The organism is Streptomyces bikiniensis, from assembly GCF_000716625.1.
Taxonomy (GTDB): Bacteria; Actinomycetota; Actinomycetes; order Streptomycetales; family Streptomycetaceae; genus Streptomyces; species Streptomyces bikiniensis.
Map to the genome: position 1 here is coordinate 1 of NZ_JNXJ01000053.1, position 18125 is coordinate 18125.

The following is an 18125-nucleotide window of genomic DNA, read 5'->3' on the forward strand; positions in this document are numbered from 1 at the left end:
GCTTTTCCCTTCGGTCTTGCGTCTCCGACTCTATCAGATCTTTCCGACCCGATTTCCTCGGTGCTTTCCGGTCCCTTTCGCTTTCACTCCGGGGGCCTTTCGGCGTTTCCGACTTTATCAGATTCATTCCGGCCGGCCTAATCGGTGGCTTTCGTGATTCGGATAAGAATCGAAATGACTCCGGGGAATCGAAATTCCCGACCGGAGCGAGATGAGACTTTACTTGGTCGCTGCCGAGCTGTCCAGCTCCAGGCAACTGTTCAAATCTACCTCCCCGCAATCGCCGTGTCAACAGCTTTTGCGGGCACCGGAGGAGACTAGCAGCTCAGCAGGGCCGTACGCACATCAGGCCGCGGTGGGGAGCGTGGCGCTGCGGTCGGGTTCTTCCAGGTCGCCCCGGTCGCCGGCGCGGGAGGCGCGGCCGCCGAGGACGTAGACGTACGCGAGGAATGCCAGTTCGGCGGTGATGCCGATGGTGATGCGGGCCCAGGTGGGCAGGCCGGAGGGGGTGACGAAGCCTTCGATCAGACCCGAGACGAAGAGGACCAGGGCGAGCCCGATGGCCATGCCCACGGCTGCGCGGCCCCGTTCCGCGAGGGCCGCGCGGCGGGTGGTGGGGCCCGGTTCGATGACGGTCCAGCCGAGGCGGAGGCCGGTGCCCGCGGCCACGAAGACGGCGGTCAGTTCGAGCAGGCCGTGCGGAAGGACCAGGCCCAGGAAGACGTCGAGGCGGCCCGCGGAGGACATCAGGCCGATGCCGACGCCGAGGTTCAGCATGTTCAGGAAGAGGATCCAGAGGACCGGGATCCCCAGGAAGGCGCCCAGGACCAGGCACATGGCGGCGGCCTGGGCGTTGTTCGTCCAGACCTGGGCGGCGAAGGAGGCCGCCGGGTGGCTGGAGTAGTACGTCTCGTACTGGCCGCCGGGGCGGGTCATCTCGCGGAGCTCGGCGGGGGCGCCGATCGAGGCCTGGACCTCGGGGTGCGTACCGATCCACCAGCCGATGAGGGCCGCGAGCAGGGTGGAGAGGACGGCGGTGGGGATCCACCAGTGGCGGGAGCGGTAGACCGCCGCCGGGAAACCTGCCGTGAAGAAGCGGGCCGCGTCGCGCCACGAGGAGCGGCGGGTGCCGGTCACGGTGGCGCGGGCGCGGGCCACGAGCTGGGTGAGCCGGGCCGTGAGCATGGGGTCCGGGGTGCTGGACTGCACGATCGAGAGATGGGTGGCCGCGCGCTGGTACAGGGCCACGAGTTCGTCCGCCTCGGCGCCCGTGAGCTTCCCGCCCCGGCCCAGGAGCTGGTCGAGGCGTTCCCACTCCGCGCGGTGGGCGGTGACGTAGACGTCGAGGTCCATGATCGGCTGCTGCTCCAGGACTGGCTTCGGACGGGTCCGTACTACTGCGGCGCGCTGGGGATCAGCTTGGCAGACTGGCGTTCGGACGGGTCGGGAAGGCCGGAGAAGGGTGGGTGGGTGCCGTGAGTGGCGTGGTGACGGGCGATGCCGTCGTCCTGGGACTGCAGCCCGCGCGGCTGCCGAGTCGGGCACTCGCGGTGCTCATCGACCTGGTCGTGGTGTGGGCCGCGTACGTGCTGGTCATGATCGGGCTCGTGCTCGCCACGGCCTCGCTGGACGAGGCGGCGGTGGCGGCCGTGTCCGTCGCGGCCTTCCTGTTGGTCCTCGTGGGGGCTCCGATCGCGGTGGAGACGCTGTCCCACGGGCGGTCGCTGGGGAAGATGGCCTGCGGGCTGCGGGTCGTACGGGACGACGGCGGGCCGATCCGGTTCCGGCACGCGCTGGTCCGGGGGGCCATGGGGGTCGTGGAGATCCTGATGACCTTCGGCGTCGTCGCTTGTATCGCGTCCCTGGTGTCCGAGCGCGGGCGGCGGCTCGGGGACGTGTTCGCGGGGACGCTGGTCGTACGGGAGCGGATGCCCGCGGCGCGGGTCCTGCCCGTGCCTCCGCCGCCGCCGTGGCTGGTGGGGCGGTTCGCCGGGCTCGACCTCTCGGCGGTGCCGGAGGGGTTGTGGCTGGAGATACGCCAGTACCTCACGCGGGCGCGTGAACTCGATCCGGGCGTGGGGCGGCAGCTCGCCGAGCGTCTGGCCGGCCAGTTGGTGGGCCGGACGGGGACGCCTCCGCCCGCGGGGGTGCCCGCGGAGGCGTATCTGGCGGGTGTGGTGGCCGAGCGGCAGGCGCGGGAAGCGCGGCAGGCGTTCGCGGAGGCCGGAACCGGAGCCGGAGCCGGAGCGGGGGCAGGGGCTGGGGCAGGGGCTGGGGCGGGAGCGGGGGGCGGGTTCGGAGCCGGTGGGATCGTCGGCGTTCCGGCTGGAGCCGTTCTTCCTCCAGCTCTCCCTCCGGCTCTTCCTCCGGTCGTCACTCCGGCTGCTTCTTCGGCCGTTCCTCCGGCCGTCCCTCCGGCCGTTTCTCCAGGGGCTGCTTCCCCCGTGGCTCCCCCGCCGGTCGCTCCTCCGGGTTCCGAGGCCTCCCGTGAGGACGGGCCGCCCGCCACCGGGTTCGCCCCTCCCGCCTGACGTACGGCGGGCCCTCGGGTCAGGGGAAGACCGAGGGCGGGGTGTCGAGGTCTTCGAGTTCGACGCCGGGAGCCGCGAGGACCACGTCCCCGGCGATGTGGACGGTGTGGCGCTCGCCCGTGTCCAGGGCGCTGACCTGGTACTCGTCCACCGTCAGGGGGCCGTTGTCAGTGGGGTGCGCTTCACTTCTCAGCAGGGCCCAGGACTGGTCGACCGTGAGGGGGGCGAGCACCGGGTCCGTGAAGGCGACGAGCCTGACACGGGTCTCGGGGGAATCGGGGGTGAGACGCAGGAGTCGCGTGAGGGCGACGAGGAACGCCGGGGAGCTGCCGGTGAAGGCGTGGGCGCGCACATTGCCTTCGGTGGCATCGGCTCCGGTGGGGTCCGTGCGGACCCAGGTGACGCCGTCGAGGGCCGCGCCGCGGACCTGCCAGCCGGCGGCGTGCAGTTCGAGGCGGATGGGGCGTCCCAGTTCGTCGATGGCCAGGTCGACGGAGCCCCGGTGATCACCGGAGGGGGTGGTGGTCTGCGCGACGTAGCGCCAGCCGGAGGGGCCCGGCGCGCAGTGGAAGTGTTCTTCGCCGAGGGGAGTGTGGTCGTGCGGGTCATGGAGCGAATAACGGCCGCGGGGCATGGGTCCTCGGGTGGCTTCCAGGAGCTGTAGCGGGGGGGCAGGACGGGGCAGGCCCCCCGACACGGGGGTGCGGGGGGCCTGCCTGGTTCCGCTGCGGACGTCTTCCGCGGATCTTCTCCGCTCTTCTCCGCGGGCCGCCGTCAGTAGCGGTAGTGGTCCGACTTGTACGGGCCCTCGACCTGGACGCCGATGTAGGCGGCCTGCTCCGGGCGGAGGGTCGTCAGCTTCACGCCGAGCGCGTCGAGGTGGAGGCGGGCGACCTTCTCGTCCAGGTGCTTGGGCAGCGTGTAGACGTCGGTCGGGTACTGCTCCGGCTTGGTGAACAGCTCGATCTGGGCCAGGGTCTGGTCCGCGAAGGAGTTGGACATCACGAAGGAGGGGTGGCCGGTCGCGTTGCCGAGGTTCAGCAGACGACCCTCGGACAGGACGATGAGGACCTTGCCGTCGGGGAACGTCCAGGTGTGGACCTGCGGCTTGACCTCGTCCTTGACGATGCCGGGGATCTGCGCCAGGCCCGCCATGTCGATCTCGTTGTCGAAGTGGCCGATGTTGCCCACGATGGCCTGGTGCTTCATCTTGGCCATGTCGGCGGCCATGATGATGTCCTTGTTGCCGGTCGTGGTGATGAAGATGTCGGCCGTCTCGACGACCTCGTCCAGGGTCGTGACCTGGTAGCCGTCCATCGCCGCCTGGAGCGCGCAGATCGGGTCGATCTCGGTGACGATGACGCGGGCGCCCTGGCCGCGCAGGGACTCGGCGCAGCCCTTGCCGACGTCGCCGTAGCCGCAGACGACGGCGGTCTTGCCGCCGATCAGGACGTCGGTGGCGCGGTTGATGCCGTCGATCAGGGAGTGGCGGCAGCCGTACTTGTTGTCGAACTTCGACTTGGTGACGGCGTCGTTCACGTTGATCGCCGGGAACAGCAGCGTGCCGTCGCGGTGCATCTCGTACAGGCGGTGGACGCCGGTCGTGGTCTCCTCGGTGACGCCGCGGATCTCGGACGCCAGCTGGGTCCACTTCTGCGGGTTCTCGCCGAGGGTGCGGTTGAGGAGGCGCAGGATGTGTGCGTACTCCTCGCTGTCCGCGGTGGACGGGTCCGGGGCGGAGCCGGCCTTCTCGAACTCGACGCCCTTGTGGACGAGGAGGGTGGCGTCACCGCCGTCGTCCAGGATCATGTTCGGGCCGCCGGTGGGCGAGTCCGGCCAGGTGAGGGCCTGCTCGGTGCACCACCAGTACTCCTCCAGGGTCTCGCCCTTCCAGGCGAAGACCGGGACGCCCTGGGGGTTCTCCGGGGTGCCGTTCGGGCCGACGGCGATGGCCGCGGCGGCGTGGTCCTGGGTGGAGAAGATGTTGCAGGAGGCCCAGCGGACCTCGGCGCCGAGGGCGACCAGGGTCTCGATGAGGACGGCGGTCTGCACGGTCATGTGCAGGGAGCCGGTGACGCGGGCGCCGGCGAGCGGCTGCTGCTCGGCGTACTCGCGGCGGATCGACATCAGGCCGGGCATCTCGTGCTCGGCGAGGGTGATCTCCTTGCGGCCGAAGGCGGCCAGGGAGAGGTCGGCGACCTTGAAGTCCTGGTGGGCTGCGGTCGTCATGACGGGGCTGCTCCTCATGGGTCGGGTACGAGGGTCGTTCGGGCGCAGGGCACCACGGTGGTGGTCCTGGGCACACGAATGCCCGGACTTCCATGGTGCCGTCGTCGGAGGCCCTCTCTCCCTCGGCCGGTCCTCGGGACCGCCCGACCGCCATCAGCAGCGACGTCTGGCTGGTCACGAATCTACACCGATCGGCACGGCGGGCCACAGTCCGCATTGAGCCCCGACCCGCCTCCGACCCGCCTCCGACCCGCCCGCGGCCCGCCTCCGGCCCGTTTCCGGCCCTTGTCCGGCCCGTGTCCAGTCGCTCTGCGGCGCGTCCACCGGGATGGCCCGGGGTGATCCGGGGCGATCCGGGGGCCGGGCCCGGACGTGCCGGGGCCCCCGGTCCGTACGTACGGGGTGGTGTACGTGGTCCGGGGGCCCGGCGGGGTGGCCTCGGTGGCTGGATCCAGCCGTTGCCGACCGTCGGTCGAAGGTCGGTCGGGGGCGGGTCAGTGGTGGCCCGGGCCGCCCGGGGTCGCGGCCGGGTCGGGGCCCGCCGCGGCCTCCTTCTCGCTGTAGATGTCGGGCTCCAGGTAGATGACCCGGGCGATCGGGACGGCGGCGCGGATGCGCTCCTCGGCGGCGTTGATGGCCTCGGCGACCTCGGTGGCGGTGTCGTCGTGCGCGACGGCGATCTTGGCGGCGACGAGGAGTTCCTCGGGGCCGAGGTGGAGCGTGCGCATGTGGATGAGGCGGGTGACCGTCGTGCCGTCGACGACGGCGGCCTCGATCTTCGCGACCTCGTCGGTTCCGGCGGCCTCGCCCAGGAGCAGCGACTTGGTCTCGGCGGCGAGGACGATCGCGATCACGATGAGCAGGACGCCGATGCAGAGGGTGCCGATGCCGTCCCAGACGCCGTTGCCGGTGAGGAGGGCGAGGCCGACGCCGCCGAGGGCCAGGATGAGGCCGACGAGGGCGCCGAGGTCCTCCAGGAGGACGACGGGGAGCTCGGGGGCCTTGGCGCGGCGGACGAACTCCTTCCAGGAGAGGTTGCCGCGGACCGTGTTCGACTCCTTGATGGCGGTGCGGAAGGAGAAGGTCTCGGCGATGATCGCGAAGACGAGGACGCCGACCGGCCAGTACCAGGCCTCGATCGCGTGCGGGTGCTTGATCTTCTCGTAGCCCTCGTAGATGGCGAACATGCCGCCGACGGAGAAGAGCACGATGGAGACGAGGAAGGCGTAGATGTAGCGCTCGCGGCCGTAGCCGAAGGGGTGCTGCGGGGTGGCCTCGCGCCGGGCCTTCTTGCCGCCGAGGAGCAGCAGGCCCTGGTTGCCGGAGTCGGCGAGCGAGTGGACGCTCTCCGCGAGCATCGAGGACGAACCACTGAAGAGGAACGCCACGAACTTGGCTGCGGCGATCGCCAGATTCGCGGCGAGTGCCGCCACGATCGCCTTGGTTCCGCCTGACGCGCTCATGGGTGTACGGGGTCCCTTCGTCGGTGCTCCGGCTCGATCGCCGCGGTTCGGCCGGTCATTGTCGCATCAGGCCGCCACGGTGGCGCGGAAGACCGTACCCGCTCCGGTCAGTTGGATGCGCTCGCCCGCCGGTACGAAGACGGATTCGCCGGGCACGAGGGGGAGGTCGCCCGCCGTCGGGCGGCCGGCGACGGCCAGCAGGATCTGGGGGGTGGGTGCGGTGAGGTCGTTGGGGGCGGCGCCCTCGGCCCGTACGAAACGGGAGAGGCGGAACTCGTCGGTCGGGGTCTCGTAGACCTCCTCGCCCGACGGGGAGGCCTCGGGGCGCAGGACGGCCGGGTCGGCGGGGTCGAAGCGGACGATCCGGAGGAGTTCGGGGACGTCGACGTGCTTGGGGGTGAGGCCGCAGCGCAGCACGTTGTCGGAGTTGGCCATGATCTCGACGCCGAGGCCGTCGAGGTAGGCGTGGGGGACGCCGGCACCGAGGTAGAGGGCCTCGCCGGGCTGAAGCCGTACGTGGTGCAGGAGCATGGCGGCGACGACGCCGGGGTCGCTCGGGTAGTGGTGGGCGAGGCGCGCGTACGGGGCGTGGGCGCCGCCGAGGCGGTCGGCGGCGGCGGTGGCCTCGGCGACGGTGTGCGCCATCTCCACCGGGTCGGCGGTGAGGAGGGCCGTCAGGACCTCGCGGAGCGCGGCGTCCTCGGGGTGGGCGTGCAGCAGGTCCACGTACGGCTTGAGGGAGTCGACGCCGAGCGCGGCGATCAGGTCGGCGGCGTCGGCGGGGGTGCGGAAGCCGCAGAACCCCTCGAAGGAGGTGAGGGCGCAGATCAGCTCGGGCTTGTGGTTGGCGTCCTTGTAGGTGCGGTGCGGGGCGTCGACCGGGATGCCCGCGGCCTCCTCGGCGGCGAATCCGGAGCGCGCCTGGTCGAGGTCGGGGTGGACCTGGAGGGAGAGCGGGGCGCCGGCGGCGAGGATCTTGAAGAGGAAGGGGAGGTGCGGGCCGAACCTCTCGACGGTCCGCCCGCCCAGTTCGCGTACGGGGTCGGCGTCGATGAGCTCGTTCAGCGGGCCGCGCTCGGTGCGGGAGGGGGCACCGGGGTGGGCGCCCATCCACATCTCGGCCTGCGGCTCGCCGGTGGGGGCGGTGCCCAGGAGTTCCGGGATGGCCGTCGTGGATCCCCAGGCGTAGGGGCGGACGGTGTTGACGAGGCGGTCCATGGTGCCTGCCAGCTCCTCGGGTGGGTGGTGGGTGTGCGGGTGTCGGGGGGACACGGGAGACAGATGACAGGGGGTGGGTGACGGGTGGGTGACGGGGTGGTGGACGGTACGGGGCCGGGGCCGGGGCCTGCGGTACGGGCGGGGCGCGGGGGGTGCGGTGCGGTTCCCGGCCCTTGGCCGGCGGCCCGTGGCCGGCGGTGCGTGGCCGGCGGGGCGGCGGGCCGGGGCCGGTGGTCCGAGGGCTCCGGGGCGGGGCCGGAACCCATGGTCCGGGGCCGTTGTCCGGGTCCGGGGCCACGGCTCGGGGCGGTACGCGCCGCGCGTTCTACGGGGTCGGGGTGCCCCGGGTGGCCAGGGCCAGGTAGACGGCCGCGAAGTCGGTCACGGCGAGGAGTTCCGCGAGGGTCTCCAGGTCGCCGCCCTCCTCCGGTTCCAGCTCGCTGACGGCGGTCTCGTGGCCGAGGGCCAGTTCCCGGGCGGCGGGGGCCGCGCTGAGGCCGCCGGCCGGCCGGTCGCGGAGCAGGACCACCCGGGCGCGCAGGGCCTGCGGTTCGTCGACCCGGTCGCGGAAGAAGTCGTCGGGGTCGGCGCCCGCCGCGTAGTCGCCGGCGAGCAGGACGCCGTGCGCGGGCAGGGCCTCGGGGAGTTCGGCGGCGAGGGCGGGCAGTCCGGCGAGCTCCGCCAGTACGGCGGCGAAGCGGCGGCCCGCCGGGCCCGCGGCGCTGCCCTCGGTCCAGATCAGCGGGAGCGAGTCCGCCAGCTCGGCGGCGAGGGTCTTCGCCGGGTTGCCGTACGTGGCGATGGCCGGGCCGCAGCGTTCGGCCGTCCGGTCCAGGCGATCGGCGACCTTCTCCAGGGCCTCGGGCGGCGCCTCCAGGAGGCCGACGCGGTCGAGGAGGGCGAGCAGCGGGGTGAACAGGGCCCAGAGGGCGCCGGGACTGGCCGCGATGTTCTCGGCGTACTCGTCGGGGGCCTCGTTCGGGGCGACGGCCATCGGTACGAACAGTCCGCGCGAGCCGCTGACCGCCTCCGTGAGCGGGGAGCCCTGGGGGGCGACGGCGACGACCGTGACGCCGCGGCGGTACGCCTGCTCGGCGAGGAGCGCGAGGCCCGGTTCGGAGCCGTCGGTGGTGGGGAGCAGCAGCAGGTCCACCGAGCCGGCCCAGCCGGGCAGCGCCCAGCGCAGGGCACCGGCCGCGGGGGCCACGCCGGTGGGGCGGAGGCGTACGACGGGGGCGGAGGCTCCGGCCAGGGCGCCGATCAGGTCGGCGACGCCGGTGGCGGCGGTGCCGGGGCCCGCGACGAGGACCGTGCGGGGGCGGCCCTCGGGGCGCAGGTCCGCGATGCCGGCGTCGGCGGCGTGGCGGGTGGCGGTCCGCACCCGCGCGCCGGCTTCGGCGGCGCCGCGCAGGAGGCCGCGGCGGTCGGCCAGGGCGAGGCCGTCCGGGGAGTCGAGGAGGGTCTCGTCGAGCATCTGGTGCCTCCCGGGGTGAGCGGGGTCGGTGGGCCCTTCGGGCGGGGGTGCGGAACGGGACGGGGCGGTGGGTGCCGGTGCGGGTGGCCCGTGCGGGACCGGGGGCCCGTACGGGAGTCGGGTGGCCCGTACGGGAGTCGGATGGCCCGTACGGGAGTCGGATGGCCCGTACGGAACCGGGTAGCCCGTACGGGAGTCGGATGGCCCGTACGGAACCGGGTGGCCCGTACGGGAGTCGGACGGCCCGTACGGAGCCGGGTAGCCCGTACGGGAGTCGGACGGCCCGTACGGAGCCGGGTTCCGGGGTGCGTCCGGTCTCCACCGGGACCTTCGGTCTCCCTCGGCACCGCCCGCGCCGTCCGTACCGCCGCGTGCGGGGGCGTGCGGGCCTTCCCGTAAGTGGTACCCGTCGTCGGGGTCCGCCGCTCGTGGTGGCCGCGGCTGCGTGCGGTGGCCGTGTCGGCGGTCGGCGTCCTCGGGGGTGTCCGACGGACGGGCGCGGGAGGAGGAACGGCGTCCGGTGCGTGCGATCGCAGGGCGCCGGATCGTCCTCGTGGCGGAGCCCCGTGGACGGTTCGGCAACGCGGCGGGCGTGCGTGCCGGGCGCCGCGACGCCGCGGGCACGTGTCGGACACCCCTGGGGGCCGGTTACGCCGGGCGGCGGGCCTCGTCCGTGAGGAGGACCGGAATGCCGTCGCGGACCGGGTAGGCGAGGCCGCAGTCGGTGCCCGTGCAGACCAGCTCGGGGGTCTCGTCCGCCGTGCGGTCGTTCAGCGGGGCGTGGCACGCGGGGCAGGCCAGGATCTCCAGGAGGCCGGCTTCGAGCGGCATGGGGTGGTCCCTTCGGACGAACTGCGGGCGAACGGTGACGGTGCTGCCCTCGGGACCGGGCCTTCGGATCGGCCTTCGGGCCAGGTCAGCCTACCGCCGGGGAACGGAGGACGCCCCGTTCCCCGGCGGTGGGCGCGGGGTCAGTCCGTCGCCCGGACCAGGGCGAGGACCTCGTCGCGGACGCGGGCGACGGTGGCCTCGTCACGGGCCTCGACGTTGAGGCGGAGCAGCGGCTCGGTGTTGGAGGCGCGGAGGTTGAACCACCAGTCGGCGGCGGTGACGGTGAGGCCGTCGAGCTCGTCGAGGGTGATCCCGTCCCCGCCCTCGTACGCCGCCCTGACCCGGGCCGTGCTGGCGGCCTGGTCGGTGACGGTGGAGTTGATCTCGCCGGAGGAGGCGTAGCGGTCGTAGGCGGCGACCAGCTCCGAGAGGGTGCCCTCCTGGCCGCCGAGGGCCGCGAGGACGTGGAGCGCGGCGAGCATGCCGGTGTCCGCGTTCCAGAAGTCCCGGAAGTAGTAGTGGGCCGAGTGCTCGCCGCCGAAGATCGCGCCCGTCTTCGCCATCTCCTCCTTGATGAAGGAGTGGCCGACGCGGGTGCGGACGGCCTCGCCGCCCTGCTCGCGGACGACCTCGGGCACGGACCAGGAGGTGATCAGGTTGTGGATGATCGTTCCGCCGGGGTGCTTGGCGAGCTCGCGGGCGGCGACGAGGGCCGTGATCGCGGACGGGGAGACCGGCTCGCCGCGCTCGTCCACGACGAAGCAGCGGTCGGCGTCGCCGTCGAAGGCGAGGCCGATGTCGGCGCCCTCCTCGCGGACGCGGGCCTGGAGGTCCACGATGTTCTTCGGGTCGAGCGGGTTGGCCTCGTGGTTCGGGAAGGTGCCGTCGAGCTCGAAGTACATCGGGACGGTGTCGAGCGGGAGGCCCGCGAAGACGGTGGGGACGGTGTGCCCGCCCATGCCGTTCCCGGCGTCCACGACGACCTTGAGCGGGCGGATGCCGGTGAGGTCGACGAGGCCCTTGAGGTGGGCGGCGTAGTCCTGGAGGGTGTCCCGCTCGGTGACGGTGCCGGGGGTGGCGGCGGCCTCGGGGGCGCCCTTCTCCGACCACTCCTCGGCGAGGGCGCGGATGTCGGCGAGGCCGGTGTCCTGGCCGACGGGGGCGGCTCCGGCCCGGCACATCTTGATGCCGTTGTACTGGGCCGGGTTGTGCGAGGCGGTGAACATCGCGCCGGGCAGGCCGAGGCTGCCGGAGGCGAAGTACAGCTGGTCGGTGGAGCAGAGCCCGATGAGGGTGACGTCGGCGCCGAGGCGGGCCGCGCCGCGCGCGAAGGCGCCCGCGAGGCCGGGCGACGAGGGGCGCATGTCGTGGCCGACGACGATCGCGTCCGCGTCCGTCACCCGGACGAAGGCGGCGCCGAAGAGCTCGGCGAGCGTCTCGTCCCACTGGTCGGGTACCACTCCGCGGATGTCGTACGCCTTCACGATCTGCGACAGATCGGCAGTCACGGATCCACCCTCCTGAGTTCTGGGCACGCGTGTGCGGCGCGTGTACGGAACGCCAAAACTACCCGGAGTGGGGCGGGGGGATGCGGACGGTGGCCGGTTGCGTCCGCTTGTCGGCCCGGACCTCGCCCGGTCGCCGGTTCAGTTGTCGGGGGAACGGAGCACCCGGAGGTGTCCGCGGCGCCCGACCTCCATGGGGTCGCCGCCACGTCCCCCGCCGCCCTTGCCGCCGGCTCCGGCCGCGCGCTCCTGGGGGCGGGCCGCCTCCCGTACCGCGTTGGCCAGGGCTTCGAGGTCGTCGCCGCTGGGGCGGGAGGGGGCGGATCCGTCGGAGAGCCGCACGACCTCCCAGCCGCGCGGGGCGGTGAGGCGCTCGCTGTGCTCGGCGCACAGGTCGTAGCAGTGGGGCTCGGCGTAGGTGGCGAGCGGGCCGAGGACCGCAGTCGAGTCGGCATAGACGTACGTCAGTGTCGCGACGGCAGGGCGGCCGCACGCGGTGCGCGAACAGCGACGTACAGGGCTCACGACGTTGGACGGTACCGCACTCTTGAGCGGGCCGCGACGACTCTCCCTCAGGTCACTCCACCGTGTCGCGGTGTGAACTCCGCCATACCCCTGTGCGAGGCGCCCGTTCCGACCTGCGGGGAAGGTGTCGCACGGCCGCCGGGGCAGGTGGAGATTCGGACAGTCTGGGATACGAATCCGGTCAATCAGGGCCAGATGGCCGATCGTGGCGGACCACCGAATCGGGCACTCGAACGGCCGGAATGTTCAGGTTTCGACAGGAGGGGCGGGGAGGGGGCGTGAGCGGTCCGGGAGCGGGCCCGGCGCGCCGGGGAAGGTGGCGAGGACGCGCCACGGTACGGAGGGCCGATGAGGGTTACGCTGCGTCAGTGATGGACAGTCCTGTGCCGCCGAGCCCCCAGCACCGTCCCGCGGAGCCCCCGGCGGAGCCGCGGGTCCGCCGCCGCGACCGGCACGGCCGCGGGATGCGGGGTCCCGTCGCGCCGCCGCAGGTGCCGCTCTCCGCGAGCCGGGCCGACACCTTCCGCGATCTGGTCCTCGACTCGGTGGAGCGCCTCGAACGGCACTGGCCGCAGCTGGCCGACGTCGAGTTCATGGTCCTGGAGGTGCCGCCGTCCGTGCCGGGCGAGACGGTGCCGCTGGGCGGTTCGCTCCCGGCGGAGAAGGGCGAGCCCGCCCGGGTGGTCGTCTACCGGCGGCCGGTCGAGATCCGCTCGAAGAACCGGGACGAGCGGGCGCTCCTGGTCCACGAGGTGGTCGTGGAGCAGGTCGCCGAGCTCCTCGGACTCTCCCCCGAGTCGGTCGACCCCCGGTACGGGCAGGACTGAGCCGGCCGCCCTCGGTACGGGCAGGACTGGCCGGACCGGACGGGACTGGACCGGGTGGGGCGGGGTCGGGTGGGCCAGGGCCAGGGCGGGTCCGTGGTCGTACGGCTCCGCCCCCTCCGGTCTCGCCCGTAGGGGGCGGCGTCCCACCCGTGGAGGGCCCCTGGTCTCAGTCCAGTACCCCCAGGTCCTGGTGGGCCGACGGGACCTCGACCGTGCCCCGGTCGTCGGCGAGGGTCTGGACGGTGAACATCGGGACGCCGTCCTGCGGCACCGCGAGCGTCCGCGCCGCGTACACCTTGCCGCCGGAGACCGGTTCGACGGTCAGCGCGTAGGCGCCCTTGAGGCCCTGGGGGGCGAGGTCGGCGAGGGGCGTCGTCGTGCGCGCCTTGACCGTGACCGTCTTCGAGACCGGCGTGCCCGCCCCGGAGCCGGCCGAGGCGGTGACCTTGACCTGCGCGTCGGCCTCGGGGGCGGTCAGGGTGAGCGTCGAGGACTTGGCGCGGTTGTCGGCGACCGTCGCGCGGGCGGAGATCGCCCCCGCCGCCGGGATGAAGGCGATCTCGCTCTTGTCGCCCTTGCCCCGGACCACCTGGAGGGCGGCCACGACCGGGACGGGCCGCTTCGGGTCCTCGGGGCCGAGGAACAGCGAGGCCGCCGAGCCCCGGGTGAGGTCCGGCAGGTCGATGGAGGCCGTCATCCCGGACTTCACGTGCAGGGTGTCGGCGCCCGCCGGGACGATCGCGCCGTTCGCGGTGGACAGCTGGACCTTCAGGTCGGCGTCGTCCTCGCCGGGGGCGAAGACCACGAGCCGCACCGAGGAGGCGTCGGCCGGGATGCCGGGGAGCACGACGCTGCCCGACGGGTCGGCCGAGGCGGAGAGCCAGTCGCTGCCGAGCTTGTCGTCGGCGACGCCGACGGCCGCGCCGACGCGCCCGCTGCGGGTGGTGACGTGGACGGTGACGTCCCGCTGGGCGGGCTCGGCGGTGAGGGTGGAGAGCAGGACCGGGACCGTGGAGTGGGCGGGGACCGGGATGCCCTCGGTGAACTGGGACTTGAGGACGCCCTCGGGGCCGTACAGCGTGATGTCGGCGACGGCGGCCGTGTCGTCCGGGTTGGTGAGGTGGACGTAGTCGTGGCGCGCCTGGGCGGTGGAGGCCGCCGGGAACCAGAAGTCGGTGTCGGGGGCGCCGCAGGTGAGGCCGAGGAGGCCGCGCGAGCCGCCCGCCGGGACGACGGTGGTCTGCTGGACGGTCCAGCCGGGGGCGAGGGCGCCGGTGGCCGAGCCGGTGAGGGCGGGCACGGCCGCGCCGTTCGCCTCGGCGGTGACGGGCTTGCCGGGGGCCGTGACGGTGGCGGGGGCCTTGGGCGCGGCGGGCTTCTTGCCGTCCTTGCCGGTGCCGCCGTCGGCGGTCGCGCCCGCGGCGGGCCGCAGGAGGGCCGTGGGCCGCCCGGCCCCGTCCCCGCCGGTGTCCGGGGCCTTGCCGGCCTCCGTTCCCGGCGGGGTGTACGAGGTGTAGACGGTCTCGGCCACCTCGGAGGAGCTCGGGGCCGGGCAGGCCAGGCCGACGCGCTCGACCGGCAGCCGGGTGGTGGTCTTCGCCGCCTCGGGGGCCGCGGTGCCCTCGGGGGCGGTGAGGGCGGCGAAGCCGGTGACGGCGGCGAGGGCCGTGGCGCCCGCGATCAGGGAGAGGGTCGTGCGCTTCACTGGTTGCTGCTCCCGTCGGGACGCTGCTCGTTCTCGTGGCCCTGGGCGGGTCCGTAGCCGTAGCCGTACGGGTCGTACTGCTGCGGGTCGTAGCCCTGCTGCTGCGGGTCGTAGCCCTGTCCGCCGTACTGCTGCTGCCCGTACCCCTGCGGGTCGTACCGCTGCTCGTACGGCTGCTGCTCGTAGCCCTGCCGGGGGTACGCGTACGGCTGCTGCTGGTACGGGTCGGCCGCGTACTCCTGGTAGGAGCCCTGCTCGGCGTAGGGCTGGTCCTGGGCATGGTCCCCGGCCGGGGCGTGGGCGTGGGCGGGGTCGTACGCGCCGTCCCATTCCCCCTCCCGGTCCCCGGGCCCGTGGGTCTGCTGCTCCGGGATCGGGAGCGGCTCGCGCTCCGGCGCGTCGGCGGGCGCCTGTCCCGCGGCCTCCGCCTCGGCGGCGGCGCGCAGGCGGCGGGCGCGGCGGCCGTCGCCCTCGGCGGCCCGGGCGGGGATCGCGAGCTCCTCGTCGGGCAGGTCGTCGTCGATCTCGCGGCGGCGGCCGGGCAGGGCGAGGACGAGCAGGAAGACGCCGAGGGCGACCTGGGTCCAGATCCACGCGGTGTGGGCGAGCGGCTCCTCGTACGTGACGTCGAGGCGGCCGCCCTGGGCGGGGAGTTCGAAGCCCTGGGCCCAGCCGTCGACGGTGGTCCGCTTCAGCTCCTTGCCGTCGAGGGTGGCGGTCCAGCCCTCCGCGGCGCGGTCGGCGAGGCGCAGGACGCGGCCGGCGGGGCCCTCGGGGATCTCGGTGTGCACCTCGACGGGTCCGGCGGCGACGGCCACGGCCTCGGCGGTCTCCTCGGCGGCCCCTTCGGCGGCCGGGGCCCCGTCCTCGGCGGCGGGCGGGACGATCATGACGCGGGCGATCCCGCGGTCCACGCGCCAGAGCGCGCTGCCGTCGATCTGGCTGAGGCGGCTGAGGCCGGGGGTGGCGTCGAGGACGCGGCTCATCTGGCGCGGGGCCCCGTCCCGTACGAGGACGTAGCGGATCGCGTAGCCGCTGAGCTGCTCGGTCTGGTCGGCGCCGGAGCCGGCGACGAGGAGGGCGACGGTCCGGTCGAGGTGCGGGTCTCCCTCGGCGGTGGCGGTGAGCTCGGCGTCGCCGAGGCGGGCGCCGGAGCCGCGGACGAGGGTGTAGGCGACCCGGCCGGGGGCGGAGCCGCCGAGGACGAGGGTGCGGGGCTGGTCGCGGGTGGTGCTCTCCTCGGCCACGAAGGCCGGGACCTGGACCGGGTCGCGGCGGGTCAGCGGGCCGTCGGCGCCGCCGATCATCCAGCCGGCGGCGGCGACGGCGGGGCCGGCGGCGCAGGCGAGGGCGATCAGGGCGGCGACGGGCTGGCGCCAGCCGAAGCCGTGGGCGGCGACGCGGGTGCGTCCGCCCTCGGCGCCGATCATGCCGGCGGCGATGAGGGCGGCGCCGTAGACGAGGGTGGCGGGGCCGGCCCAGCCGGTGCCGCCCGCGCCGTTGGTGAGGGCGGCGAGGAGGAGGGCGGCGAGGGCGGCGGCCCAGGCGGCGTGGACGGCGAGCCGGCGCTCCTCGCGGAGCAGCCCGGCGAGGCCGGCGAGGACGAGGCCGATCAGGAGGAGGCCGCCGGTGGTGCCGGGGCCGCCGGGACTGGCGCCGAGCAGGTCGAGCGCGCCGGCGGTGCCGGTGCGGATGTCGACGCCGGCCTCGCGCAGGAAGGCGGAGGGGTCGGTCAGGAGGGTGAGCGACCAGGGGGCGAGGACGAGCAGGGGGGTGCCGGTGGCGGCGAGGAAGCGCAGCCCGTACGCGGTGAGGTCGGAGCGGCGGACGGCGAGGACGCCGAGGCCGAGGAGGACGGCGAGGGGCCAGACGACCGGGGTGAACGCGGTCGTGAGGGTGAGCAGCAGGGCGTACGCCCAGGTGGCGCGCCAGCTGCCCCGGTCGGGCCGGTTGAAGCCGTGGGCGGCGACGGCGGCGCGGCCGATCAGCGGGAGCAGGATCGCGAGGACGGCGGTGCCGAGCCGGCCGGTGGCGAGGGCGCCGGTGACGGCGGGCAGGAAGGCGTACGCGACGGCGCCCCAGGCGCGAAGCAGCCGGGACTCGACGATGCCCCGGGAGGCGAAGTACGCGGTGAAGCCGGCGAGCGGGACCGAGCAGACGAGCAGCACGGTCAGCGCGGTGGAGGTGGAGCCGAGGAACAGCGCGGAGAGCGCGGCCAGGACGGCGAGGTAGGGCGGGGCGGACTGGGTGCCGCCGGTGCCGAGGGGGTGCCAGGTGTCGGCGTACCGGGACCAGAGTCCGGAGACGGTGTCGGGGGCGGGCAGCAGGGCGCCGCCGGCCAGGGAGCCGCCGGAGAGGAGGTTGCGGCAGGCGACGACGGAGACGACGAGGAGGAGGGCGAAGAGGACCGGGCCGGGTCGGTGGGCGATCTTCTTGAGCCGGGCGAACTGCTCGATCTCCAGGTAGTCGGCGTCGTCGCCGCCGGGGCCGGATTCCACGACGCCGTGGCGGGAGCCGCCGGAGTCGGCCTCGTTGCCGCCGAAGTTGGCGGTGAGCTGTTCGGCGGCGGCGCGGACGGTGGCGCCGGGCGGCGGGAACAGCGGGCGGAGTTCGCCCGCGGCGACGGCGGGGTTCTTGCGCCGTTTGCGGGCGGCGAGGATCTTCTCGGGGCGCAGCAGGGTGGCGAGGAGGCCCATGACCTCGTCGACGGCCTGTCCGGGGACCTTGCCGACGAGGTAGGCGAGGGTGCGGAGCAGGGTGCTGAGGACGAGCCGCAGGAAGACGTACGGGAGGGCGGCGCCGCGGGTGTTGGCGAGGAGCGTGTAGACGGCTCCGGCCTTGTCGACGCGGTGCGGGTTGGCGGCCGTTCGGCCGGCGCAGTCGACGGTGCGGCGCTCGCGGGCGGCGGCCTCGGCGTGCCGCAGGACGGCGTCGGGGGCGATGAGGACGCGGTGGCCGGCGGCGTGGGCGCGCCAGCACAGGTCGACGTCGTCGCGCATGAGGGGCAGGCGCCGGTCGAAGCCGCCCAGTTCCTCGAAGACGTCGCGGCGGATCAGCATGCCGGCGGTGGAGACGGAGAGGACGGAGCGGACCTGGTCGTGCTGGCCCTGGTCCTGTTCGCGCCGGTCGAGGCCGGTCCAGCGGCGGCCGCTGCGGGCGATGGAGACGCCGGTCTCCAGGAGCTGCTTGCGGTCGTACCAGCCGCGCAGTTTGGGGCCGACGACGGCGGCGTACGCGTCGGAGTCGGCGACGCGCAGGAGTTCGGCGAGGGCGTCGGGCTCGGGCGCGCAGTCGTCGTGCAGGAGCCAGAGCCACTGGACCGGTTCGCCGTGCGGGAGTTCGGGGAGGTCGTAGGCCTCGTCGTTCCAGGTGCGGCTGACGGGGTCCCAGCCGCTGGGGCGCTTCAGGTAGGGCAGGTCCTCGGGTCCGAGCACGGGCGCGGTGCGGGCGGCCTCCTCGACGGCGGCGCCGAAGCCGGTGCGGCGCGCGAGGTGCAGGACGCGGTCGGCGCCGACGGCGTCGGCGACGAGCTGTGCGGAGTCGTCGGCGCTGCCGGTGTCGGCCGCGACCACGTTCTGCACGGGGCGTTCCTGGGCGAGCAGGCCGGCCAGGGCGTCGGGCAGCCAGCGGGCGCCGTCGTGGGTGACGAGCACGGCGGTGACGACGTGTCGCGGGAACTCAGGAGTTGAGGACATCGAGCTACGGGCCCTCCGGCCGGGGGTCGCCCGCGGGGGGCGTGGGGAGCGTCTCGGACGGAGGCCCACACTAACGGCTGTGCGCGGAGCGGTCCGCCGCCCTGTGGACGGAGCTCCCGGGC

13 protein-coding genes are annotated in these 18125 nt (G+C 74.2%); 2 read left to right on the top strand and 11 right to left on the bottom strand.

The features are described 5' to 3' along the window. Window positions 1-345: 345 nt before the first annotated feature. Window positions 346-1353 carry a stage II sporulation protein M gene (locus tag OO47_RS29490; RefSeq protein ID WP_030221669.1) on the bottom strand — a complete coding sequence of 336 codons (1008 nt, stop codon included), beginning with the start codon at window positions 1351-1353 and terminating at the stop codon, window positions 346-348. A 122-nt stretch (window positions 1354-1475) separates the two neighbouring features. Between OO47_RS29490 and OO47_RS29495 the strand changes: the two genes are divergently transcribed. Next, window positions 1476-2531 (top strand): RDD family protein, encoded by a 1056-nt coding sequence (locus OO47_RS29495; RefSeq protein ID WP_199812358.1) that lies wholly within the window; start codon window positions 1476-1478, stop codon window positions 2529-2531. 19 nt (window positions 2532-2550) lie between these two features. On the opposite strand, the gene OO47_RS29500 is transcribed toward OO47_RS29495, so the two are convergent. The 8 genes from OO47_RS29500 to OO47_RS29535 all read right to left on the bottom strand — a co-directional run bounded on the left by OO47_RS29500 (window position 2551) and on the right by OO47_RS29535 (window position 11827). After that, entirely contained in the window at window positions 2551-3165 is a 615-nt protein-coding gene (locus OO47_RS29500) for a hypothetical protein (RefSeq protein WP_030221674.1), read from the bottom strand. 140 nt (window positions 3166-3305) lie between these two features. Beyond that, entirely contained in the window at window positions 3306-4760 is a 1455-nt protein-coding gene (gene ahcY / locus OO47_RS29505; protein ID WP_030221676.1) for an adenosylhomocysteinase, read from the bottom strand. Between the two features lie 494 nt (window positions 4761-5254). Continuing rightward, entirely contained in the window at window positions 5255-6223 is a 969-nt protein-coding gene (locus OO47_RS29510; protein ID WP_030221681.1) for a cation diffusion facilitator family transporter, read from the bottom strand. 66 nt (window positions 6224-6289) lie between these two features. Next, entirely contained in the window at window positions 6290-7441 is a 1152-nt protein-coding gene (gene manA / locus OO47_RS29515) for a mannose-6-phosphate isomerase, class I (RefSeq protein WP_030221683.1), read from the bottom strand. 325 nt (window positions 7442-7766) lie between these two features. Next, complete coding sequence (locus tag OO47_RS29520) at window positions 7767-8915, bottom strand: SIS domain-containing protein (protein WP_030221686.1); 1149 nt, start codon at window positions 8913-8915, stop codon at window positions 7767-7769. Window positions 8916-9563: 648 nt separating this feature from the next. Continuing rightward, complete coding sequence (locus OO47_RS29525; RefSeq protein WP_030221689.1) at window positions 9564-9746, bottom strand: Trm112 family protein; 183 nt, start codon at window positions 9744-9746, stop codon at window positions 9564-9566. A 140-nt stretch (window positions 9747-9886) separates the two neighbouring features. After that, on the bottom strand, window positions 9887-11254 hold the full coding sequence (locus OO47_RS29530; RefSeq protein ID WP_030221692.1) for a phosphomannomutase/phosphoglucomutase: 1368 nt from the start codon (window positions 11252-11254) through the stop codon (window positions 9887-9889). 138 nt (window positions 11255-11392) lie between these two features. Continuing rightward, window positions 11393-11827, bottom strand: coding sequence for a DUF3499 domain-containing protein (locus OO47_RS29535; protein WP_078490031.1), 435 nt, complete (start codon window positions 11825-11827; stop codon window positions 11393-11395). 320 nt (window positions 11828-12147) lie between these two features. Between OO47_RS29535 and OO47_RS29540 the strand changes: the two genes are divergently transcribed. Beyond that, window positions 12148-12603: a metallopeptidase family protein gene (locus tag OO47_RS29540; RefSeq protein WP_030221699.1), complete on the top strand. Its 456-nt coding sequence runs from the start codon at window positions 12148-12150 to the stop codon at window positions 12601-12603. A gap of 166 nt (window positions 12604-12769) precedes the next feature. Here OO47_RS29540 and OO47_RS29545 read toward each other — a convergent pair whose 3' ends face one another. Then, window positions 12770-14308 carry a DUF5719 family protein gene (locus tag OO47_RS29545; protein WP_030221704.1) on the bottom strand — a complete coding sequence of 513 codons (1539 nt, stop codon included), beginning with the start codon at window positions 14306-14308 and terminating at the stop codon, window positions 12770-12772. Continuing rightward, window positions 14305-18003, bottom strand: coding sequence for a glycosyltransferase family 2 protein (locus tag OO47_RS29550; RefSeq protein ID WP_030221707.1), 3699 nt, complete (start codon window positions 18001-18003; stop codon window positions 14305-14307). The genes OO47_RS29545 and OO47_RS29550 overlap by 4 nt, the downstream gene beginning before the upstream one ends. Window positions 18004-18125: the final 122 nt, after the last annotated feature.

Coding starts and splice junctions, on each gene's coding strand:
- OO47_RS29490 (WP_030221669.1), bottom strand. CDS start 1,353: ATGGACCTCGACGTCTACGTCACCGCCCACCGCGCGGAGTGGGAACGC.
- OO47_RS29500 (WP_030221674.1), bottom strand. CDS start 3,165: ATGCCCCGCGGCCGTTATTCGCTCCATGACCCGCACGACCACACTCCC.
- ahcY (WP_030221676.1), bottom strand. CDS start 4,760: ATGACGACCGCAGCCCACCAGGACTTCAAGGTCGCCGACCTCTCCCTG.
- OO47_RS29510 (WP_030221681.1), bottom strand. CDS start 6,223: ATGAGCGCGTCAGGCGGAACCAAGGCGATCGTGGCGGCACTCGCCGCG.
- manA (WP_030221683.1), bottom strand. CDS start 7,441: ATGGACCGCCTCGTCAACACCGTCCGCCCCTACGCCTGGGGATCCACG.
- OO47_RS29520 (WP_030221686.1), bottom strand. CDS start 8,915: ATGCTCGACGAGACCCTCCTCGACTCCCCGGACGGCCTCGCCCTGGCC.
- OO47_RS29525 (WP_030221689.1), bottom strand. CDS start 9,746: ATGCCGCTCGAAGCCGGCCTCCTGGAGATCCTGGCCTGCCCCGCGTGC.
- OO47_RS29540 (WP_030221699.1), top strand. CDS start 12,148: ATGGACAGTCCTGTGCCGCCGAGCCCCCAGCACCGTCCCGCGGAGCCC.
- OO47_RS29550 (WP_030221707.1), bottom strand. CDS start 18,003: ATGTCCTCAACTCCTGAGTTCCCGCGACACGTCGTCACCGCCGTGCTC.